We start from the raw sequence: 23008 nt of genomic DNA, 5'->3' as shown, positions 1-23008 counted from the left end.
CCCCTGCGCCAATGGTACTTCGTCTTAAGACGCGGGAGAGTAGGGCGCCGCCGGGCATGAATAATCCACACCGACAAATCTCTACAAAATAAAACAGAACAACATATCAGACAAAAGCCCCCAATGCTTAAAGCATGGGGGCTTTTTGCGTTTTGGAATTAGGCTGTCCTGAATGAACGTGCTGAAAACACAGCGAGCAAAGCTCCAAACCGCCAGAACCGAAGCACTCCCTTATCCCTGAATATACGCCTACCAGTTGGCCTCAGTGAAACCAAAGCAACGACTTCAAGGAATTGAAACGGATTGCCTACAAATGCTGTGATGAGACAAGCACTACCCTCCGTGTATCCCAAAGAGAAGGGGAGTGCCGCGAGAGGGGCGGCTTTGACCTCAATAGCGAATAAGTAGTGGCGCTCGCAGCTGTTGCTATAGATAGTGTTTTTGGACTGGATCGCAGTCGGAAGTGCGTTGCGTTCTTATGTGCGTTTGTTAGCGTTATTTGTACTGAGATTGTGCTGCTAAGTCGGTGAAGTGGTGAAATTGAGCATACCTTGACCTAAGGGACTTTGCACTGGTTGCGAAGAAAGTATGCATAGGAGTCACACAGGCTTTAATTGCTGTAAGGGGTGAGAGAAAAGATATCCCCTCGTGTCCCAATGAGCCTCAAAGATCTCTTTGAAATGAACAGGGGGATAGAGGGGGAGTAACTTGCTTTACTGAAACAACAGCGGTGCTGGGGGTTCATCTGGGGTGGATTTGTCGGCGGCGGTGTTGGTTAGGACCAGGACGGATACGGTGGTGCCGACGCGGAGGAGGATGTCTTTGGGGATGTCTGCGATTTTGACGCGGACCGGGATGCGTTGGGCGAGGCGTATCCACTCGAAGGTCGGGTTGATGTTAGGGAGCAGATCGGAGCCTGTGCTGCCATCGGATTGAGAAATGCCCCAGCCGATGCTTTCGACCTCTCCGTGAACCACCTGATCAGGATAGGCCATCAGGGTCATGATGACTTTATCGCCGATGTTGATCCTGCTGATTTTTGTTTCTGGAAAGTAGGCGTCGATCCAGAAGCTGGTAATATCTACGAGGGCAAGGGCTGGCTCATTTTCAACGGTTTGACTGCCCAGGCGTAGGTTAAGGTTGGTGACGTAGCCGGATACAGGTGCAGATACACGAGAGAAGCCAAGGTCTAACTCAGCCATGCGTAACGCTGCTTTTGCAGAGCGGAGTTGTGCGTTTTCATCGCCTGTTGCGCCAAGTGTTGCAATGACCTTGGCAAGGGAGGCTTGAGCTTCTACAAGAGCTGCTTCTGCTTGAGCGAGACCCGACTGAGCTTTTTCGGTGTCTGAGAGGGCGACGATATAGCTCTTTTCAATCTGATCATATGTGCGCTGCGTGACATAACCGTCTTTGAGCAGCTTGGCGTTCCGGTCCAGATTTCCCTTGATGTTTTTCAGGGTGGCGATGGAGGAGCGAAGTTCTGAACTGGCTTGCTCCACGTTCGAGCGATACTGGGCAACGTTTGCTTCTGAGGCTTCGCGTTCTTTTCCAAGCGCGTTGAGTTGATCGATCGTTTGATCAAGATCCGCTTTCTTCTCAGCAAAGGTTGCTTCAAATGTTCTTGGATCGATGCGGAAAAGCAGTTGCCCTGCTTGGACGCTTTGATTGTCTTTGATTGGAAGGTCTACGATTGGGCCGGAAACGCGGGTTGCGATTTGGATAACGTTCGCTCTGACCTGACCATCGCGTGTCCATGGATTTTGCAAGTAGGCATAATATTTATAAGCGAAGGCGAGAACTGCGACGCCAACGATCGTGCCCGTTATCATTGCTTTATGTATGGGTTTCAATGCTCTCATATCGGAATGACCCAACTTCCAATTACTGCGGTGTAGATGACGGCCAAAGCCAGGAAGACGCCGGGTGGATAGAGGAGGAATCTGGAAAGCCGGTATCTGTTTAACAAACGTGATGTGATCCAGCTGAGAAGCAAACCTAAGAAAGACGCGATCAGAAATGGGGGGAAGTAAACGGCCCCAATGGCCCATTCACCAGGATATCCATTCATTGACGCATACTCCTTTAGAAACGAACTTCTTTCAGATAAGGCCAATCGACTTTTTGAGATTGCTCTTCATAGTCTTCTAATGCCTGATAAACACTGCGAATACCTCCAAGAATGCGATAGATATTTAATCTTTCCCCTAACTCTCCATCATATTTACTCTGTTCTTGCTCTGCCTTTGAGATTTTATCTTCTATTTCCGGGAGTCTTGTTTCGCGTAGTTTTAAAGTCGCTTCTAACGTTTCACATGAGGGCTCTTCCACCAGTTTTGTGAAGTCAGTCATCAGCTGAGTGCTCCAGCCATGAATGTCATGCTTTAGCGTCTCATAAAGTTGGCTGTTTTCAGCAGTTTTGAACTCATCCATCAGGACTGACAGGCGAATGGAAAGTGCCTCAAGAACAACGGTGATCTTGATCAGTTCACTTTTCTCAATGTCTTGAGAGATCTCCGGTATCCAGCCTCGAATGATATGAGGGATGCTTTCGATCTCGTTTATGTAGTGTCGTCTGAGGTAGCGTTGCCAAGCGGAATCCTTTGTTGTGTGTTTGTTTTTCTGATCTGACAAAAGATAGCTTGCACCTTTAAAGAAGCGGCGTAGCAGGTTGAGATATTGAACCTCTGGGCGCAGGTTAAATGTGAATGTAGACACACACGCAAAAATTGCCACGACTATGATGAAAACGAGTAATTGATCGACTGCATAATTGAAGCTGTATGTCTGGGTGTTGCTTATGCCTGTTGTCATTACGAAATTCGCCAAGCCAAACATTCTTCCCAAAGTTGCCTCAGGTGAATGAAAGAAATAGGAGATGGAAAATACTGATATGAAAATGACAGCCCCAAGAGACCAGAAACTATGCAAATGCGGCATTATCAAAAGGTAGATGCAGGCTGCGAATATGTTTGATGAAACGCCAATCTTCAACAACCTGAGAGGCCTGATATACGGGTCGGTTGATAGGGAGATGCTATACACGCCTACTAAGATCAAAAGTACGGGGCCAGTTGGAAGATTTGGGGAATAGATATAGGCGATATAAGCGATCCAAAGACACAGGAAGGCGCGAAAAGCCCCCTTCAAAGCGCCGATATTTATGATGTGCTTTTTAGGCGTAGGCGCGACTTTAAAGGTGGTGTCAGTACGTTGGCGCAAGCCAAATATGACGGCGTTTATCTCATATAGCTGATATGTAATATGTTCGATGTTTGTGAGTTGATTGACGTAAAGTGACAGGGTTGCTTTTTCGAGTTGCTTGAGACCTGCAGTATTGGTTTTATTGATATGAAGTTCGCGTTGTGGGCTGGTGTAGTCCGAATGCTCTCCCAAAGACATCTTGGTGATAGCCGTTAAGCGCTGCTCTACTTCATTGATGTATTGGGTGCGCCAAGGCAGGTGTTTTTCAAGCTCAATTGTTTGAACGTCACCTATGTTTTGCCGGCACGCTTCTATTGCCCGTTCGTAATCAACCCACAGTTTCGCGGCATCTTTCCATAAATCGTGAACTTCCCAGATTTCATAGTTTTCGAGTTGGGCAATATTGGAAAGCTCCTCGAATCTGGCCTGTAATGATGAGAAGTCGCCTTGTTGCTTCAGGTACTGTTGGGGAGCGCGTGAGAACCCGTTGTCCAATGTTTCTTGAAAAATCCCAAGGGCAGCGTGGCTCAGGTGGCTGGCTGTGCTGTAAAGCGCTTTCGCTGATGTCTTAGGCCAAAGGACAGCTGAGACCACACTGTAGGTGATCACGCCTAAAGCAGTCTCCTCAATCCGCAGCATTGCGGTATAGAAGGCAGGCTCATTGCTTGTTGATGAATCCACAACCACAATAATTGTTACGAAAGCTGCCACGTTCCAAAAATAGGCGTTTCGTGTTGTGCTCTTCATATAGGTGCAAACTAAAACAAAGCTGGATAAGACAACCATAAACATCCAGCGTTGTTGCGGATAAAGGGAGAGGATCAGGAGTGCTGCGACCGCCGCAATGAGTGTCCCGGCAATGCGCTGCGCGCCTTTGTTGAAGGATTGTCCTGATGTTTCCAGCGAGATAAATGCAACGGCCAGACCAGCCCAATACGGGCGGTCCCAATCCATGTAGAGCGCAATGGCGTAAGCGATCACCATTGCTAACCCAACCTTAATTGAATCCTTTGCTCTGTCGCTGAGAAACATATCCTCACTCGCTGACGTTTCCAGTCATGCCTGAAAAGCACTTCAGCCAAGATAGGTTGAAGACGTGTGAGATAGGTTTTAGTTTTTCTTTCAATTCGTTGCGTTGTTTTATCAAGACACGGACGGTGACTTGAACCTGATTTCGAAGATGTTTGCTTTTGGTGATTACGTTTCTTGTCAGAGCAGGTTTGGAAGATGGAGGTCTGTGATGGCTCTTATTGATCATAATGCGCAGGAACTGGAAGAGTGGCGGGGTGGGGTGGTGACGCGGATGAGGGTCTCTGCTGTGAATGGTGCGCATCAGCTTTGTATTTTTGATCAGTGGTGTGAGCCCGGAAGTGGGGCTCCGTTGCACCTGCATGCGGTGGAGGAGCTTTTGGAGGTGATTGATGGGACTGCGGAGATCACTTGCGGGGATGAGCGGTATGTTGCGACAGGTAATCAGAGTGTCCTGATCCCTGCCGGGCGTTTGCATGGTTTTTGTAATGTGGGTGAGGGAGCGCTGCATGTGCGGGCGACGTTGGCTGCGCCAATCTTTGAGGCTAGTTATGAGAGTAGCACGGAGGTGTCTCGCCGTTGGGTTCCGGATAGGTCGTTGTGATGTGGGTTTAGAGGCTGGATTGGCTTTCTGGAGGCAAGTTCAATAGATTTGGCCGTATTCTTCCGTTAGTTTTGCGAAGACCTTACATGGGCTGTAGGACGCTGGGAGGCTGTCGTCGATTTGGCTTGTAAGGGAAAGCAAAAGAATACCTGAAAAGCGGGGGAACAGGATGTTTGCCAAAGAACACATCACATATGAGCCAGTGGATCTGCCAGATCGTCTGGACCTGAGCGATGAGCAGATGCTTGAAGCTGTGAAAGGCTTTTATGACAAGATGAAGCGTCGCCATACGGTTCGGGATTTTTCAAATCGTCCTGTCGCTCGTGAAGTTATTGAAGAGTGCATTCGCACGGCTGGTACAGCTCCTTCTGGTGCCAACCATCAGCCCTGGCATTTTGTTGCCATCTCTCAACCTGAGTTTAAGAAGCGTATCCGGGATGGTGCGGAAGAAGAAGAGCGCCGGTTCTATGACGGCGGCGCGGGTGATGAGTGGATCAAAGCGCTTGAGCCAATTGGCACTAATGACGACAAGCCCCACTTGGAAGACGCGCCGTGGCTGATTGTTGTGTTTGCACAGCGTTGGGGGCAGTTTGAAGATGGGACGCGCTACAAAAACTACTACGTGCCTGAAAGCACTGGCATTGCTTGTGGTTTTCTGCTGACGGCGCTGCACCATGCAGGGCTGGTTTCGCTGACCCACACGCCCAACCCGATGAAATTTTTGAATGGCATGCTGGATCGTCCTGACTCTGAAAAGCCAATCATGATTATTGCGGTTGGTCACCCGGCCGAAGATGCCAAGGTGCCTGCTGTGGCGAAGCTGAAGAAGCCTCTTTCTGAAATCCTGACTGTAGCGGATTAGAGCTTCAGGTTTTTCAGACGCAGGGAGTTCATCACCACGCAGAAGGAAGAGAGACTCATGGCCAGTGCTGCAATCATGGGTGAGAGCAGTGCTCCGGTGAAGGGGTAGAGAATACCTGCTGCGATGGGGACACCTGCGGAGTTGTAGACAAACGCCAGAAACAGGTTCTGGCGGATGTTGCGCAATGACCCGATGGCGAGCTTGCGGGCACGCACAATGCCGGTGAGATCGCCATTCAGCAATGTGATGCCCGCGCTTTCAACAGCAACGTCTGCGCCTGTTCCCATTGCCAGCCCTACATCGGCTGATGCGAGGGCGGGCGCGTCGTTGACACCGTCGCCTGCCATGGCAATAATTGCTCCGGATGCATGGAGCTGATCGACCAGCGTCTTCTTGTCTTCTGGCAGGGCTTCTGCCTTGAACTCATCAATACCGACGGAGTTGGCCACGGCTTTGGCTGTTAAGGCATTGTCTCCGGTTGCCATGACGACTTTGATGCCGGCCTCATGCAGTTGCTGGATGGCCTCGGTTGCGTTTTCTTTGATCGGGTCGGAGATGGCGATCAAGCCGATGATGTCTTGCTCATTTGACATATAGATGCTGGTGTTGCCTGCAGCGCTCAAAGCTTGGTGCTTTTGCTTCATGTCTTCAGAGATCTTATCGGTGAGGTTGAAGATGACCGGGTTGCCGATGGCGTAGCGCTTGCCCTCTACCTTCGCGCTGACGCCCTTTCCGGTGTGGGCCTCAAAATCATCGGAGTTGGACAAGGACATCTTTTTAGCTGAGGCAGCATGGACGATTGCTTCTGCCAGCGGATGCTCGGAGCCTTTTTCGATGGAGGCCGCGATGTGGAGGAGTTGGTCCTCGGTGTAACCCTCAGAGAAAGACTGGATTGAGGTGACGGTCGGTTTGCCTTCTGTGATGGTTCCTGTTTTGTCGACAATGAGCGTATCGACCTTGGACATGAGCTCCAGCGCGGTGGCATCTTTGATGAGTACGCCTGCCTGTGCACCCCGACCACTGGCAGTCATGATGGACATGGGCGTGGCAAGGCCGAGGGCGCACGGGCAGGCGATGATGAGCACTGATACGGCGACGATGACGGCGTAAGACAGGGATGGTGCCGGGCCGATGAGCAACCAGATGAAGAATGAGAGAATGGAGATGCTGACCACGGTGGGGACGAAGTAGGACGAGACTTTATCTGCCATGCCCTGAATGGGCGCGCGTGAGCGTTGGGCAGAGGAGACCATGGTGACGATCTTAGAGAGCATGGTATCCGCGCCGACGTTTGTTGCCTCAATGATCAGCGTTCCGTTTTTGTTGAGTGTTCCACCTGTGACCGTGTCTCCGACGTTTTTCTCAAGGGCGATGGGTTCGCCGGTGATCATGCTTTCATCCAGATAGGATTGACCATCGATGACGCGAGAGTCGACAGGGACTGCCTCTCCAGGGCGGACACGGAGCTTGTCGCCCGTCATGATGTTCTCGAGGGGGGCGTCATATTCTGTGCCGTCATCCAGCACGCGGCGTGCGGTTTTGGGTGCAAGGTCAAGCAAGGCGCGGATGGCGTCACCCGTGCGCTCGCGGGCTCGCATTTCCAGCACCTGCCCCATGAAGATCAGTGCCAAGATGACAGCCGAGGCCTCGTAATAGACCGGCGGATGGCCAGTGGCAGCGCGGATGCTTGGGGGGAACAGGCCGGGCAGGAATGTTGCCACCAGAGAGTAAAGATAGGCGGCACCGACGCCCAGGGTGATGAGCGTCCACATGTTGAGGTTCCATGTGGTGATGGATTTGACGCCGCGCTCGAACAATGGAGTGCCCGCCCACAGAACAACAGGTGTTGCGAGGACAAATTCAACATAGATGGCTGCGGGTTCTCCGATCCATTCGCGGAATGGGAGACCGATGAAGGGGCCCATGGTGATGGCGAGCAGGGGAACGGAGAGGATTGCGCTGAGCCAGAAGCGTCTGGTGAAGTCGACCAGTTCGTGGCTGGGTTCGTCATTGCTGGTAACTGTCATTGGCTCCAATGCCATGCCACAGATGGGGCATTCGCCGGGGCCTTTCTTGACGATCTCCGGATGCATGGGGCAGGTGTAATCGACATCCTGCGCCTGTGTGTCCTGCTGCTTTTTGCTGTTGCCAGAGGCGTAGTAATAGGGATCGCTGTCGAACTTATTGAAGCATTTGTCGGAGCAGAAGTGGTAGGGCTTTCCTGAAAAATCAGCTGAAAGGGTGTCGGCTGTGACTGTTACGGACATGCCACAGACCGGATCCTGCTCCGTAGGGGAGGTGGCATTGGGTTGTGGTGTGTTTGATGCCTCGTCCATCGGTCATAAGGCTCCCTGATCCAGCGCGCGCGTTCTACCAGCGCAGATCATATGCCTTTGCAGTGCCTTAAAGGATTAAAGCCCCGTGGGACTTGGCAGTATCACTAGGCAGAACTTAATGGAAATGAGGGCATTTGGGTCAAGTTGCCATGAGCATTTGTCTGGCGGCCAAGGTGAGCGATCTGGCTCTCATTTGTTATGTGCCGCTCTGCGTTTGAGCCAGCTTCAGATGTGGTTCCATGATCATGGCGAACTTGCGGATGATTTTTTCGATGTAATCCGGGTCGCTGTGGAACTCCTGCTGGAAAATCATGCCGCGGATGAAAGAGCGCCAGATGAGGAGGGTCAGGGTTACGTCTTCAATGGCCTCTTCGTCCAGACCCGGTGGCAGAAAGAACTGGTTGAGCTGCTCGTTCCAGTCTTCCAGTTTGGGGGAGATGCGCAAGGACAATGCCTTGTCCGTGCGGGTTGCCATGATGATTTCAGAGAAAGCGCGCCCTTCTGGTGTGTCGATGATGTTCTTCCAATAGGTTACGAGTGCGTCGGCGAGTGTCCCGTTACCAGAATGTGTTACCTGTGCGAAGGGGAAAGAGTTTGGGCTTTCCTGTTGGTAGTGGCGCAAAATTCTTGAGAGCAGGAAGTCGACGGTTCCAATCACCAGATCTTCCTTGGAGGGGAAGTGGTGCATCAGGGCACCGCGACTGACGTCAACGCCTTCCAGCACGCGATTGATCGAGGTTTCTGCATAGCCGAGCCGGTCGAGGCAATCGATGGTCGACTTAATGAGGGCTTTGCGTGTGTTTTCACCGCGCTGCTTCTTCTTGTCCAACTTGCTTACCATGATCAACCTTAGCCTTAGGAAGGGGTTTTCTCTGAAACACTTGACGTATTGGGAACTAGTATATACCGTACGTTTGGTATGTAAAAGAGGTTTCCGTTAAAATGACCATGAAAACCACGGAAAATCAAAGCTCTAGTAAACGTAAGCAGCCAATTCGCATTGGGGGGGCTTGCGGCTTTTGGGGTGACTCTAGTGCGTCAACCGGGCAGTTGTTGCGCGCTGGAGGGCTCGATTACATTGTTTACGACTATTTGGCAGAGATCACTCTTTCCATCATGGCAAGGGCGCGTCAGAAGTCTCCTGATCTTGGATATGCGACGGATTTTGTTGAGCAAGTACTTGGCTTGAACCTGAAGGCTATTGCCGCGTCCAAGACGAAAATTCTCAGCAATGCTGGTGGTGTTAATCCCGAGAGTTGTGCCTCCAAGATCCGTGAATTGATTGCTGCGCAGAAGCTGGATCTGAAGGTTGCTGTTGTCACTGGTGATGATCTGCTGGCGGAGGCTGGAACGTATCAGGCCGCTGGTGTGACAGAGATGTTCTCTCATGAGGCCTTCCCGAAGTCTGAGAAAGTTGCCTCCATCAATGCTTACCTTGGCGCGCAGCCTGTTGTTGCGGCTCTGGACGCTGGTGCAGATATCGTCATTACAGGGCGGTGTGCTGACAGTGCGTTGACCCTTGCTGCATGCGCGCATGCTTTTGGCTGGGATTGGGCGGACTATGACCGCCTTTCAGCAGGCAGCCTCGTTGGCCATCTGCTGGAGTGCGGGACGCAGGTTATTGGCGGCAACTTTACGGACTGGCGGGATGTGCCGGATGTGAAGAAGATCGGTTATCCGATTGCGACAGTTTATGAAGATGGCAGCTGCGATCTGAGCAAGCCGGATGGCAGTGGCGGGCTTGTGAGCGTTGGCACTGTTGCTGAGCAGATGATCTATGAGATTGGTGATCCGCAGGCGTATTTGCTTCCTGATGTGACCTGTGACTTCTCCCAGGTGAAGGTTGAGGCGAAAGCAGCGGATTGTGTGCATGTTTCCGGCGCAAAAGGGCGTTCAGCGCCTGAGAGCCTGAAGGTTTCAGCAACCTGGGCGGATGGGTTTCGCATTGGATTGATGATCCCCTATGTGGGCTTTGATGCTGGTGAGAAGGCGCAGGTGTTTGCTGACCTCGCGCTTGGACGTGCCGAGACGGTGATGAAAAAGCTTGGTGCGCCCGGCTACCAAGAGGTGTCCGTTGAGATTGTGGGGGCAGGATCTCAGGTTGGAGCGGCTTCTGTGAGCCGGGGCACCTATGAAGAAGTTGTCCTGAAGATTGCCGCACGGCATGTGGACCAGCGTGCTGCTGGTTTGTTGTTGCGTGAGCTGACTGGATTGGGCCTTTCGGTTGCTCCGGGGATGACAACGTTTAATGGTGGTCGGCCTAAGCCGTCGCCTGTTGTGCGGTTGTTCTCGTTCCTTGTTGAGCAGTCGGCGGTTTCGCCTCAGGTTTCTCTGGAAGGAGCGCCTGTTCCGTTTGAGTCTGTGATTGCGACAGGTGTGGCAGCGGCAGCTGATAGCGCCGAGGTTCCGCAAGTAGCTGCCTCTGATGATGCGCTGATTGATGTTCCGCTGATCAAGCTGGCTTATGCGCGTAGTGGTGATAAAGGCGATAAAGCGAACATTGGCGTGATTGCGCGGAAAGCAGAGTGGTTGCCGTGGATTGCAGCTGCCCTGAGTGAAGAAGCTGTTGCGCAGACCTTTGCGCATTTCAATCCGGGCAAGGTGGCTCGTTTCTATCTGCCGGGCTGTCATGCGCTGAATTTCCTGATTGATGATGTGCTTGGCGGCGGTGGCATTGCCAGCTTGCGGTTGGACCCGCAAGCAAAGGCTTATAGCCAGATCTTGCTGACACAGAGTGTTCCGGTTCCGCAGTCTATTGCGCAGGAGGTGATGTGATGAGTGATGCTTCAACAACTTCTGCCGTTCTTGTGGCTCAAAAAGATGGTTGGATGACCATCACTTTAAACCAGCCCGAGAAGCGCAATCCGCTGACAGGCGAGGTGATTGCTGAAATCTCCAGGGTTCTGCGGGATGTGCAGGACGATCGCAGCGTGCGTGGCATCACGTTCACTGGGGCTGGCGGTGTGTTCTGTGCTGGTGGTGATCTGAAGTCCTTCCAGCAGATCATGGCTGGTGGTGATGAGGCCGAGACGATTGCGCAAAAGATCAGTCTGGAAGCTGCAGCGTTTTTTGGAATGATCGCCAATCAGCCGCAAGTGACCATTGCTTTGGTGGAGGGGGCCGCCATGGCAGGTGGTCTGGGTATGGCCAGTGCCTGCGACTTTGTGGTCGCAACGCAAGATGCCAAATTTGCATTTACTGAGACGCGGATTGGCTTGCCGCCTGCTCAGATTGCTCAGTACGTGACCAAACGACTGGGCTACCAGAAAGCCAAGAAAATGCTCGTGTTGGGGAGCAAACTGACCGGTGTCGAGGCCTTTGATATCGGTCTGGTCGATGAAGCTGTTGCAGATCAGGCAGCGCTTGAGACAGCAGAAGCGGACCTGAAACAGCAAGTTCTGGCTTGTGCGCCAGATGCTGTTGCGGCCACCAAACAGGTGGTTGAGGAGACGCTTTTCCTTGAACAGGAAGAGTTGCGCCAGAGCGCGGCTGCTCATTTTGCAAGAGCTATCGTTGGGGAAGAGGGACAGGAAGGTGTGAAGTCGTTTTTACAAAAACGCAAACCTTCCTGGGCTCCTTAGGTGACCCCTTAAATTCTGGGGTATGCGTTTACCCGATAACAGATGTTCGAATGCGGTGAAGGAAGAAGAAATGCAGGGTATGCTCATATTCGTATGAGCTGACTATAATGCCGAAGTCTATCGCGCAATAACGATAGTGTTGGAACCAGCGGGGAGGCTGAACCAACACATCAGAGGAGGGAACATGGGTACACAGTACGCACTGCCAATTGAAATGCTGCAAAAATGGGCCACAGATAAACCAAACTCGGTTTATCTGCGACAACCCGTGAACCGGCAGTTCATAGAATTTACCTGGAAGGAATGTTACGACACCGTCCGGCGTGTGGCTGCTGCGCTCCAGTCAATGGGTTTCCAACCGGGAGACCGGATTGGTATTCTCTCTAAGAACTGCGCTGAATGGTTTTTGGCTGACTTTGCAATTCAGGCCGCTGGTTATATCTCAACACCAATTTATTACACCGCCTCAGCGGACACGATCAGCTACATCATCAATCATGCAGATATCAAAGCGCTGTTCATGGGCAAGCTGGATGACTTTGCGCCGAGCGAGCAGGGTATTCCTGAGAGCGTGGTCAAGATCGCGCTTCCCTATAACACGATAGATTGTGAGCACAGCTGGACGGAGCTGGTCAAAACGAATGATCCGTTGCCAGAAGATAAGCTGGCCAAGCCAGAGCTGGATGAGCTGTTTTCCATTGTTTACACCTCTGGCTCCACCGGGAATCCGAAAGGGGTGGAAGTCACCTGGCGCAATATTGCCTATGGCGCATGGTCTCCAACCCAGTCTTTGGAGCTGGGCCGTGAAGAACGCCTGATCTCCTACCTTCCGCTGGCGCATATCACCGAGCGTGCTCTTATTGAGCATGTGAGCCTTTATGCAGGTGTGGTCGTGAGCTTTGTGGAGTCTTTGGACACCTTTGCAGAGGACTTGCGGGCAGCTGAAGTGACCATGTTCATTTCTGTTCCGCGTCTCTGGATGAAATTCCAGTCCAGTATCCTTGCCAAGGTCCCGCAGAAGAAGCTGGACAGGCTTTTGAGCATTCCGATCCTGAGCTGGTATGTGAAGCGGAAAATCCGCGGACAGCTTGGCCTGACCAACGCAAAGCTCATCGGGAGTGGTTCAGCACCAATCTCCAAGGCTGTTCTGGAATGGTACCAGAAGCTGGGCATCAACATTACTGAGGGATGGGGCATGACCGAGACTGCAGGTCTTGCGTCCTCTCACTTCCCATTCCGTGCGGATAAGGTTGGCACAATCGGTACGCCGCTTGCAGGGCTTGAGATCAAGATCACCGATGAAGGTGAGCTTCTCATTCGCGGGGACGCTGTGACCAAGGGATACTACAAGGATCCTGAGCTGACTGCTGAAACCATTGAAGATGGCTGGTTCCATACTGGTGACAAGGTTGAGCAGGATGCAGATGGGTTCTTGCGTATTACGGGCCGTGTGAAGGAAATCTTCAAATCCTCCAAAGGCAAGTACATTGCGCCGGTGCCGATTGAAGCCATGCTGTTTGACAACACGTATGTTGAGCAAGCCTGTGTGATGGGGTCCGATTTGGCGCAGCCTGCGGCGGTGGTGTTCCTCTCCAGCGAGATGACCCATGGTCTGTCGCGCGAAGAGGTGCGTACCAGCCTTGAAGAGACCTATCACAGCATTAACAGTGCCGTTGAAAGCCATTTGAAACTGAGTTCGATCATTGTCGCAAACGACATGTGGACCATTGAGAATGGTTATCTCACCCCGACCATGAAGATCAAAAGAACACGCCTTGAAGATCGCTATCAAGAGGTGGTGCAAGGTATGCCTGATCGTCCGGTGGTTTGGGAAGATGAATGTGGTGCTGCGGCTGGTGCGCCGGCCTGAAAGACTGACAATGGTTTGGGGTGACGCGGTCACCCCAAACCGGGAATTTTGAGGCGAGGGCCTCTGTTTGAATAAGCCGCGTGAGTGGCAGGGAGAATTTGGAATGAGCAATGAACCGTCCCGTTACGCATCAGTCCTGCGAGATGGGTTGTTTGATGGACAAACAATGATTGTGACTGGGGGAGGCAGTGGCATTGGTCGCTGTATCGCCCACGAACTTGCAGCGTTGGGCGCCCATACCGTTCTCCTTGGCCGCAAGCAGGCAAAGCTTGATGCGGTGGCTGATGAAATTCGCGAGGATGGCGGCGAGGTTTCTACGCACTCGCTGGACATTCGCAATGAAGACGCTGTTGGTGAAACCGTCGCCAAGATTGTTGCGGAGCGTGGTGTGATCCATGGCCTCGTGAACAATGCGGGCGGGCAGTATCCAAGCCCTGCGGCGTCAATCAAGAAGAAGGGCTTTGACGCGGTTGTAGAGACCAACGTCACAGGCGGCTTTTTGATGGCGCGTGAGGTTTACAACCAGGGTATGCGCAAGAGCAAAGGTGGTGCCATTGTCAACATCGTTGCAGACATGTGGCGCGGTATGCCGGGTATGGCGCACTCTGGTGTGGCACGAGCCGGTATGCAGAACCTGACCATGACGCTGGCTGTTGAGTGGGCCGAGGCAGGTGTGCGGGTGAATGCGGTTGCGCCGGGTTGGATCGCATCTTCCGGCTTTGACACCTACGACGAAAATTTCATCAAAACCATGTTTGCGCGGATGGCGGACAACAATCTTGCGCGTCGTCTGGGCACGGAAGCTGAGGTTGCCTCTCTGGTGAACTTCCTGCTTTCTCCGGGAGCTGCGTTCATGACTGGACAGTGTATTGGTGTGGATGGTGGAGCGCCGCTCTGGACCAACCTGATGCCGGTTGGCGACAATGCAAATATGAAGGAATACCAAGGGTTTCATCGCTACGAGAAGCCTAGGGCCCTTAAAGCTTGGGAGAAAGACAAATGCCCAAGTTAACCTCCTCAGTCGATAGCGGCAGCGCTACGTTTGCTCAGAACAAGGCCTTCATGGAAGCTCTCATTGAGGAGTTCCGTGGGTATGAGGCAAAGGTTCGGGAGAACTCCGAGAGCAAGCGCGGGAAGTTTGAAAAGCGTGGTCAGTTGTTGCCGCGGGATCGTGTGAGCTTGCTGCTGGATCGTGGATCTCCGTTTATGGAAATCTCCACGCTGGCTGGCCTGAAGATGCATGACGATGACGGCAAGAAGAATGTTGCTGGTGGCGGCTCGATTGCCGGTATCGGTTATGTTGCTGGCAAACGCTGTCTTGTGGTGGCGACGGACTCTGCGATCAAAGGTGGCTCTATCTCACCGATGGGCCTGAAGAAGACGCTTCGCCTGCAGGAAATCGCCAAGAAACAGAAACTGCCGATTGTTGCGCTGACGGAAAGTGCTGGTGCGAACCTCATGTACCAGTCTGAACTGTTTGTTGAGGGCGGTCGGGCGTTTGCCAATCAGGCGCGTATGTCTGCGGCAGGCATTCCGCAGGTGACGGTGGTGCATGGGTCCTCGACGGCTGGCGGTGCGTATATGCCGGGGCTGTCGGACTACACTGTTGTGGTGCGCGGCAAGTCGAAGATCTTTCTGGCCGGTCCACCGCTGCTGAAAGCGGCAACGGGTGAGATTGCGACAGATGAAGAGCTGGGTGGTGCGGAGCTGCATTACAACACAGCTGGCACAGCGGAATACATGGCAGAGGATGATGCGCACGGCGTCGAGACTGCCCGTGAGATTGTTGACCATCTGCCTTGGGATGCGCCGGTCGAGGCGGAAGGCGGCAAACAGCCGTTTTATGATGCTACGGATCTGCTGGGCATCGTGCCTGAGGATGCCAAGAAACCGTATGATGTGCACGAGATTATTGCTCGCATCACGGACGGCTCTGACTTCCTTGATTTCAAGAAGGAATTTGGCGGAGCCACGGTTTGTGGTCATGCCCGCATTGATGGGCAGGCTGTTGGCATTTTGGGCAATAACGGCCCGATTGATCCGCAAGGTGCGGTGAAGGCGGCTCAGTTTATTCAGCTTTGCTGCCAGAGCAATACACCGCTGCTTTTCCTGATGAACACCACTGGCTATCTGGTGGGCCGGGATGCGGAGACAGGTGGGATCGTTAAGCATGGGTCCAAGATGATCCAGGCGGTTGCCAATGCCACAGTTCCTAAAGTGACCATTGTGGTTGGTGGTGCCTGGGGTGCAGGTAACTACGGCATGTGTGGCCGTGGATTTGACCCTGATTTCATCTTCTCTTGGCCGTCCGCCAAAGTTGGTGTGATGGGACCTGAGCAAGCGGCGACGGTGATGAAGATCATCACTGAAGAGAAGTTTGCGAAGATGGGACAAGAGATTCCAGATGGCATGACTGACCAGATGGCGCAGAAGATCGTTGACCAGATGTCACCAGAGACCACAGCGCTGTTTGCGACGGCGCGACTTTGGGATGATGGGATCATTGATCCAAGAGACACGCGCCGCGTTGTCTCATTGGCCCTATCTGTTTGTGCAGATGCCAGGAAACGTCAGCTTAACCCAACAGCATTCGGGGTCGCGCGCGGCTAGGCAGAGCAGCGCCATTCGACTCTTTGAGTCCAGTTCAACATGAGGGTTTCACGATGGAATATACTGAAGAACATCGAAAAATGAAAAGTGCGGTGGTCAAGTTCGTCGAGGCCGAAATCAACCCGCATGTGCCGGAATGGGAAGAGGCTGGAATCTTTCCAGCTCATGAGCTTTTCAAGAAAATGGGTGATCTCGGTTTTCTTGGTGTCAACAAGCCAGAAGAGTATGGCGGGATGGGCCTTGATTACTCCTATCAAGCCATGACCATTGAAGCGCTGGGTGCGTGTGCCTGTGGCGGTGTGCCCATGGCAATTGGCGTGCAAACCGACATGGCGACCCCGGCGCTCTCCCGCTTTGGATCTGATGAGCTGCGCAAGGAGTTTCTGACCCCTGCGATTGCTGGTGACATGGTGGCTTGTGTTGGCGTTTCTGAAGCCCACGCCGGGTCTGATGTGGCGAACATCAAGAGTAATGCGGTGAAAGATGGTGATGATTATATCATCAATGGCTCCAAGATGTGGATCACCAACTCCACGCAGGCGGACTATATGTGCATGCTGGTGAACACCAGTGAGGGACATAAGCACCAGAACAAATCGCTGATTGTTGTGCCGATGGACAGTGCTGGCATCACCAAGTCGGATCGCCTGAACAAGCTGGGTCAGCGCTCTTCTGATACGGCGCAGATCTTCTTTGATGACGTGCGTGTTCCTCAGCGCAACCTGATCGGAACTGAGGGTGCTGGCTTCATGTACCAGATGCTGCAATTCCAGGAGGAGCGCCTGTGGTGTGCCTTATCGCTTGTTGATGGCATGGACCGCATCATTCAGCTGACGGAAGATTATTGCCGTGAGCGTTCAGCCTTCAACCAGAGTATTCTGGATTTTCAGGTGGTGCACTTCCGCCTTGGTGAATTGCGCACTGAAGTGGAGCTGTTGCGTGCGCTTTCTGAAAAGTGCGTTGAATCCATGGTGCGTGGTGAGAACGTGACACGCCTTGCTTCCATGGCGAAGCTGAAGGCTGGCCGTTTGTCTCGTGAGCTTGCGGACTCCTGTCTGCAGTTCTGGGGTGGCATGGGTTACATGTGGGACAGCCCTGTGAGCCAGTTCCTGCGGGATAGTCGCCTGACGTCCATTGGTGGCGGTGCAGATGAAGTGATGCTTTCCATCATCTCCAAGCTGGATGGCACTTTGCCAAACCCAAAGAAGAACCGTGCAATGCAGAAGGAAGCGGCTGAATAAGCTGCTTACTCAAGCCTGACCATTTTGGCACTGTGAAGGGAATTTTCGATGTTTGATAGCGTCCTGGTCGCCAATCGGGGGGAGATTGCCCGCCGAGTGTTCCGCACTGCGCGGCAAAAGGGCTATCGGAGTATTGCTGTTTATTCCGAGGCTGATGCAACGGCTCCTCATGTTGAAGACGCTGATATTGCAGCGTGTATTGGCGGGGCAACACCAGCAGACTCCTACCTGAATATTGAAGCTATATTGGAAGCTGCCCGTAAAACCGGCGCACAGGCTGTGCATCCGGGATATGGGTTTCTGGCAGAAAACGCGGAGTTTGCGTGCGCTTGTGCGGATGCTGGATTGGTCTTCATTGGTCCGCCTGCGGAAGCGATTGAGTTGATGGGCTCCAAGCGGCTTTCCAAACTGCGGATGATTGAGGCAGGCGTGCCGTGTGTGCCGGGATATTCTGGTGCGGATCAGTCTACGGAGACATTGGCTGGAGAAGCGGCGCGTATTGGCGTGCCGTTGATGATCAAGGCGTCAGCTGGTGGCGGCGGGCGCGGTTTGCGTTTGGTTGAAGACCTGAGTGGGCTTGAAGACAAGCTGGCGGCTGCGGCTTCAGAAGCTGAAAATGCTTTTGGCAATGGCGAGCTTATTCTTGAGAAGGCGGTGATCAATCCACGTCACGTCGAGATTCAGGTGTTTGCTGATAATCATGGCAATGTGGTGCATCTGGGTGAGCGGGACTGTTCTGTGCAGCGTCGCCACCAGAAGGTGATTGAGGAAGCGCCGGGGCCGTCGGTTACGCCGGAAATCCGCACGGCAATGGGGCAGGCTGCTGTTGATGCGGCGCGGGCCATTGGCTATCGCGGGGCAGGGACCGTTGAGTTTTTGTTGGCTGAAGATGGCAGTTTCTACTTCATGGAGATGAATACCCGCCTGCAGGTGGAGCATCCGGTGACGGAGGAAATTACCGGGCAGGATCTGGTTGCCTGGCAGCTGGATGTTGCTGCCGGAAAGCCTTTACCGCTGAGCCAAGAGGATATTTCCTTTACTGGCCACGCCATGGAGTTGCGTCTCTATGCAGAAGATGCGGACGCTGGTTTTCTGCCGCAGACGGGTACTGTGCTGGCGTGGAATGGCAATGATCTTTCCGTGCGCGTGGATAGTGCCATTGAGCAGGGCAGCGAGATTTCATCCTACTACGATCCAATGATTGCCAAGTTGATTGCGCATGGCAGTGATCGGGATGAAGCACGGCGTAAGCTGTTGCGCGGGCTGGATGAGTTGGTTCTGCAAGGTCTGGTTCACAATGGCTCCTTCCTGAAGAGTGTGTTGCAGGATGATGTGTTTGCAGCTGGCAAAGCAACGACGGCGTTCCTTAATGATCGTGAACTTGGCTCTGTTGCTGCAGATGCAACGCGAGAGCTTATGCGGGATCTTGCCGTGTGTTTGTTTGCTCGCAGCAAAGGCCAAAGCCGCTGGACGACCGCGACACCTCTGCCCGTGAGGATCAAACTGGATGGTGAGGAAGTCTCTGCGCGGGAGGACCTGCGGGTTCTTACAGGTGAAGATCGCGGCAGCATTGTTTTTGAAGCGGACGGCGTTCGTCGCTCTGCCTTTGTGAGTGAAGCGCCTGAAGGGGGGCTTTGGATCTCGTTGGAAGGGCAGACGCAGTTCTTCGAAGAGCAGAGTTTCAGCTCCAAGAAAGAAGACAATTCGGCTGCATCCAGCTCGATTATTGCACCGATGCCGGGAGCTGTTGTTGCTTTGAAGACAGAGCAGGGTGCGCAAGTCTTCAAAGGAGATGTGCTGCTGGTTCTGGAAGCAATGAAGATGCAGCACGAGCTGACGGCACCGCGTGATGGTGTTGTTGCTGAACTTGGGACGCAGGAAGGCGCGCAGGTGAATAGCCGCGATGTACTGGTTCGTCTGGAAGAAGAGACCGCCTGAGATTTTCTGCCAGTGATTTTGTGAATGACCCGCAGGTTTTGCGGAGGAGAATATGATGAGTTTGAGTCTTCCTGACTTCGGATTGAAGCGCAAGTCCACCATGTTCAACGAAGAGCATGAGGCTTTTCGTGATGTGCTTTCCCGTTTCATTGCCAAGGAGATTACTCCTTACGTCGCCCAGTGGGATGAAGCCAACGAGTTTCCTCGTGAGCTTTACAAAAAGGCGGCGGATGTTGGGTTGCTCGGCATCATGTTTCCTGAGGAGTATGGCGGGACGGGTATCGATTATCCGTTGTCTTATCTTTCTGCTGTTGAGCTTGGACGTGCGGGGAGTGGAGGCATCAATGCGGGCTTGATGAGCCACACCATTGGCACACCTCCAATTGCGCACCTTGGGTCTGATGAGTTGAAGGCACGGGTGATTCCGTCAGTTTTAGCAGGCGAGAAGATTTCGGCGCTTGCGATCACCGAGCCGGGTGGTGGATCAGATGTGCAGAACCTGAAGACCGTTGCCCGCCGTGAGAATGGTCATTACGTTTTGAATGGTGAGAAGACCTTCATCACTTCCGGTATGCGTGCAGACTACTATACGGTTGCTGTGCGGACAGGTGATACGGGCATGGGCGGCATTTCGCTGATGCTGGCTGAAAAGGGTATGGAGGGCTTTACTCAGACGCCGTTGCACAAGATGGGATGGTGGGCCTCTGACACTGCTACGCTGCATTTTGACAATGTGAAGGTGCCTGTCGAAAACCTGATCGGCGGCGAAAATGCCGGGTTCATGGGCATCATGATGAATTTCAACAACGAGCGCCTGTTCCTTGCTTCTGCCTGTTATGGGCACATGCTGGGTGTTTTTGAAGAGGCGCTTGACTGGGCGAAGCAGCGCGAGACGTTCGGCAAGCCGCTCATTTATCGTCAGGTTATTCGACACAAATTTGTTGATATGGCGATGAAGATGCAGGGAGTTCGGGCTGTGCTGGAAGAGCTGGCGCAGCGGTTGCAGCTGGGAGAAAGCCCGATCACCGAGATCTGCATGGCGAAGAACCTTGCTACTAGTACGCTGGAATATGTGGCTAATGAGTGCCTTCAGGTGCTTGGTGGTGCAGGTTACATGCGCGGAACCAAGGTTGAGCGCATTTACCGTGAGACCAAGGTGATGACGATTGGTGGCGGTTCTTCAGAGATCATGAAGGATCTGGCCAGTCGGCAGATGGGTATTTAAGCGTTTTGTTTTGAATGAAAAAGCCCCGCTTTTGAGCGGGGCTTTTGTGGTTTATACGGTTTCTTTGGAGACTGACTGTGCCATCTCATTTGGCGTTACGCCGGAGATGCCCAGTTCTCCGAGGAGACTGTCGACCAGTGGGGCCTGAGAGCGGTATCTCAGGGCTGAGTTGACCAACTGATCGGATAGACCGGCAGACCCTTCTGCTGGTGTTCCGTTGGCTGCTGGTGCTGCACCACCCAGACCATCGACCTGAAGGATTTTGATCTCGTCGATGTTCTCCATTGGCTTCACGCTCTCGCTGATGACCTGTGGCAGAGCTTCGATCAAAGCCAGTTTGACCTGCATATTGATCTGCTCAGGTGATAGGAGGTTGGATGCCTCGTTTAGGATACGCTGACCTTCTGCTTCTACCGCGAGGCGCAGCTTGTCTGCTTCTGCACGGGTCGTGACAGCATCTGCTTCCGCGTTTGCTGCAATACGGATCTGATCCGCATCACCGCCGGCTTTCAGACGAACAGCTTCTGCATGGTCTTCCGCAGCTTGCTTTTCTGCTTCCGCACCAACTGTAACGGCGATTGCGGAGCGTTCTGCATCCTGAGCTGCCTGAACCAGATCGACCTGCTTGTGACGTTCGGCTACTTCGATCTCACGTGCTGTGATGACCTGTTCTTCTGCCTTGATCGCAATAGCGCGGGCTTCGTTTGCTGCAGCATCGGCAGTTGAAAGCGCTTTGGACTTCTCGGAGACTGCAATTGAGCGGTCCTGTTGGGTCAGCTCAAGAACCTTCTCTTTTTCAATGCGCGTTTCTTCCAGTGCGCGGTCCTTGAGAATTTCCTGCTCTTTGACCTGGCGCTCGGATGCGATTGCTGACTGGCGGATTTCCAGCTTCGAGGTGATATCTGCCTGCTCTGCATCACGGCGACGTTCTGCCTGTTCCGTGGCAATCAATGCTTGTTGCTTGGCTTTACGAATTTCCAGATCACGCTGCTGTTCCAGTGAAGCGTATTCTTCCTCACGAGCGATTTCGAGCTTTTGTTGCTCAGCTTCGAGGTTTTTGCGGCGTATCAGGACTTCTGTATCCTGCTCAATGTCGTTGCGCTTTCTGCGACGCTCTTCAATTTCTTGCGTGAGCTTGGTCAGACCTTCTGCATCAAACGCGTTGTTCGGATTGAAGTATTCCATGCGAGTCTGGTCAAGGCCGGTCAGGGAGACTGATTCCAGCTCAAGGCCGTTTTTCAGCAGATCTTCGGAGACAGCTGCCTGTACCTTTTGAACGAAGGAAACGCGCTGTTCGTGCAGTTCCTCCATTGCCATTTCAGCAGCCACGGCGCGCAGAGCATCGACGAACTTGCCTTCAATGAGGTGCTTCAGGTCTTCCGGACGCATGGTACGAGTGCCGAGGGTTTGTGCGGCATTGGCAATGGATTCGATGGTTGGCTGAGCGCGTAGGTAAAACTCAGCAACCACATCAACACGCATTCTATCGCGGGTGATCAGTGCAGCTTCATCGGCTCTGCGCACTTCAAGGCGCAAGGTGTTCATATTCACCTGAATGATATCGTGCAGCACTGGCAAGACAATTGCGCCGCCGTTCATGATGACTTTCTGGCCACCAAAGCCAGTTCGTACAAACGCGACTTCTTTTGAAGAGCGAGTGTAGAGGCGGGAGAAGACAATGCCGATTGCGAGAAGAGCAATAAGGACAACGGCTGCCAGGACGAGCATCTCAGTCAGTCCAGTGGCTGACTCCAAGGCGGAGTTTTGATTTTCTGTAAACATATTGGGCCTCAAATTGAGAGATTAATCTGCAAGCGTGTCTGGGCGAGGTGATAAATTTTTGTGTGGGTTCGCAATTGCTGTGAAAAGGGAGCCTTTTAAGCCGACAAGCAAGACTTCGTCTCCCTGCATTAATGTGATGTTTGGCTGATCTGGAATGACCTGCACGTAATGTCGTGTGCCAAAATTATCCGTAACGCGGGCTTCTGCCTGCAAAGCCATGGTCGCATTGCCAAGTGTCAGGACTGCAACTTGGCCCACCAGGTTGTTTCGTGAGCGTGCGTCTGTCTCTTCCTTGGGCATGATGCGGCCAATGGCATGACCAGTTGTGGCGGTGAACCAGAAGCTGACAATCACTGTCGGGATGAGCGCCATCCAGAAGGGGATTGATGAGCCTATGACAGATGCAGCGGTGTACTGTATCAGCACACCTATGATGCCGAAGCTGGTAAGCAGGATGATCAGCAAGACGATGAACGGGACCTTGCCCACGGCCAGCCATGCCAGGAACCCGTCGACGGGGCCAAGGCCGACCGCGTCTACCGAGACGTCTGCATCCATATCGACATCTGCATCGATATCCAGATCCGGCAATACATCATCGACCAGACCGGAAAGAGATAGCCCGAACACCATGCCGACAACTTCGAGCAGCGCCAGAGCGAGCATGACGAAGATGGCGAGCGTGAAGAGATAAGTCTCGCTTGAAAAAAGTAGTTGTGCCAATTCATC

17 protein-coding genes are annotated in these 23008 nt (G+C 53.0%); 10 read left to right on the top strand and 7 right to left on the bottom strand.

The features are described 5' to 3' along the window. Positions 1–713 precede the first annotated feature (713 nt). Genes PsAD13_RS23435 through PsAD13_RS23430 form a run of 3 tightly spaced genes read right to left on the bottom strand, consistent with a single transcriptional unit; the run spans position 714 to position 4233 of the window. Positions 714–1829, bottom strand: a complete 1116-nt coding sequence (locus tag PsAD13_RS23435; protein WP_208986893.1) for an HlyD family secretion protein — start codon at positions 1827–1829, stop codon at positions 714–716. A gap of 26 nt (positions 1830–1855) precedes the next feature. Next, the gene (locus tag PsAD13_RS27455) at positions 1856–2068 is read right to left on the bottom strand and encodes a DUF1656 domain-containing protein (RefSeq protein ID WP_082596670.1); all 213 of its coding nucleotides are present in this window, start codon (positions 2066–2068) and stop codon (positions 1856–1858) included. Between the two features lie 14 nt (positions 2069–2082). Further along, positions 2083–4233, bottom strand: coding sequence for an FUSC family protein (locus tag PsAD13_RS23430; protein WP_063319613.1), 2151 nt, complete (start codon positions 4231–4233; stop codon positions 2083–2085). A 208-nt stretch (positions 4234–4441) separates the two neighbouring features. Between PsAD13_RS23430 and PsAD13_RS23425 the strand changes: the two genes are divergently transcribed. Together PsAD13_RS23425 and PsAD13_RS23420 are read left to right on the top strand one after the other, a co-directional pair. After that, positions 4442–4834, top strand: coding sequence for a cupin domain-containing protein (locus PsAD13_RS23425; RefSeq protein ID WP_063319612.1), 393 nt, complete (start codon positions 4442–4444; stop codon positions 4832–4834). A gap of 169 nt (positions 4835–5003) precedes the next feature. Next, positions 5004–5696 carry a nitroreductase family protein gene (locus PsAD13_RS23420; protein WP_057461220.1) on the top strand — a complete coding sequence of 231 codons (693 nt, stop codon included), beginning with the start codon at positions 5004–5006 and terminating at the stop codon, positions 5694–5696. Here the strand turns inward: PsAD13_RS23420 and PsAD13_RS23415 are convergent. Further along, positions 5693–8032: a heavy metal translocating P-type ATPase gene (locus PsAD13_RS23415; protein ID WP_063319611.1), complete on the bottom strand. Its 2340-nt coding sequence runs from the start codon at positions 8030–8032 to the stop codon at positions 5693–5695. The genes PsAD13_RS23420 and PsAD13_RS23415 overlap by 4 nt on opposite strands. Before the next feature lie 196 nt (positions 8033–8228). Further along, the gene (locus tag PsAD13_RS23410; RefSeq protein WP_063319610.1) at positions 8229–8873 is read right to left on the bottom strand and encodes a TetR/AcrR family transcriptional regulator; all 645 of its coding nucleotides are present in this window, start codon (positions 8871–8873) and stop codon (positions 8229–8231) included. A 101-nt stretch (positions 8874–8974) separates the two neighbouring features. On the opposite strand from PsAD13_RS23410, the gene PsAD13_RS23405 reads away from it, so the two are divergent. The 8 genes from PsAD13_RS23405 to PsAD13_RS23370 all read left to right on the top strand — a co-directional run bounded on the left by PsAD13_RS23405 (position 8975) and on the right by PsAD13_RS23370 (position 20497). Further along, positions 8975–10807 (top strand): acyclic terpene utilization AtuA family protein, encoded by a 1833-nt coding sequence (locus PsAD13_RS23405; protein WP_063319609.1) that lies wholly within the window; start codon positions 8975–8977, stop codon positions 10805–10807. Continuing rightward, a complete protein-coding gene (locus PsAD13_RS23400) occupies positions 10807–11613 on the top strand; it encodes an enoyl-CoA hydratase/isomerase family protein (protein WP_063319608.1) in 807 nt (268 codons plus the stop codon). Before PsAD13_RS23405 ends, PsAD13_RS23400 begins: the two co-directional genes overlap by 1 nt. A gap of 184 nt (positions 11614–11797) precedes the next feature. Further along, complete coding sequence (locus PsAD13_RS23395) at positions 11798–13483, top strand: AMP-binding protein (protein WP_063319607.1); 1686 nt, start codon at positions 11798–11800, stop codon at positions 13481–13483. A gap of 103 nt (positions 13484–13586) precedes the next feature. Continuing rightward, positions 13587–14495, top strand: a complete 909-nt coding sequence (locus PsAD13_RS23390; RefSeq protein WP_057461226.1) for an SDR family oxidoreductase — start codon at positions 13587–13589, stop codon at positions 14493–14495. Then, on the top strand, positions 14483–16093 hold the full coding sequence (locus PsAD13_RS23385; protein WP_063303139.1) for a carboxyl transferase domain-containing protein: 1611 nt from the start codon (positions 14483–14485) through the stop codon (positions 16091–16093). Before PsAD13_RS23390 ends, PsAD13_RS23385 begins: the two co-directional genes overlap by 13 nt. A gap of 53 nt (positions 16094–16146) precedes the next feature. Then, positions 16147–17334, top strand: coding sequence for an acyl-CoA dehydrogenase family protein (locus PsAD13_RS23380; protein ID WP_063294077.1), 1188 nt, complete (start codon positions 16147–16149; stop codon positions 17332–17334). 48 nt (positions 17335–17382) lie between these two features. Continuing rightward, positions 17383–19272 carry a biotin carboxylase N-terminal domain-containing protein gene (locus PsAD13_RS23375; RefSeq protein WP_063319606.1) on the top strand — a complete coding sequence of 630 codons (1890 nt, stop codon included), beginning with the start codon at positions 17383–17385 and terminating at the stop codon, positions 19270–19272. A 52-nt stretch (positions 19273–19324) separates the two neighbouring features. Beyond that, positions 19325–20497 carry an acyl-CoA dehydrogenase family protein gene (locus tag PsAD13_RS23370; protein WP_082831037.1) on the top strand — a complete coding sequence of 391 codons (1173 nt, stop codon included), beginning with the start codon at positions 19325–19327 and terminating at the stop codon, positions 20495–20497. Between the two features lie 51 nt (positions 20498–20548). On the opposite strand, the gene PsAD13_RS23365 is transcribed toward PsAD13_RS23370, so the two are convergent. Together PsAD13_RS23365 and PsAD13_RS23360 are read right to left on the bottom strand one after the other, a co-directional pair. Next, positions 20549–22279, bottom strand: coding sequence for a flotillin family protein (locus PsAD13_RS23365; RefSeq protein WP_082596486.1), 1731 nt, complete (start codon positions 22277–22279; stop codon positions 20549–20551). A 21-nt stretch (positions 22280–22300) separates the two neighbouring features. Then, entirely contained in the window at positions 22301–23002 is a 702-nt protein-coding gene (locus PsAD13_RS23360; RefSeq protein ID WP_063319605.1) for an OB-fold-containig protein, read from the bottom strand. Positions 23003–23008: the final 6 nt, after the last annotated feature.

It is taken from the genome of Pseudovibrio sp. Ad13 (assembly GCF_001623225.1).
Classification (GTDB): domain Bacteria; phylum Pseudomonadota; class Alphaproteobacteria; order Rhizobiales; family Stappiaceae; genus Pseudovibrio.
This window is presented reverse-complemented; position numbering and strand designations above follow the sequence as displayed.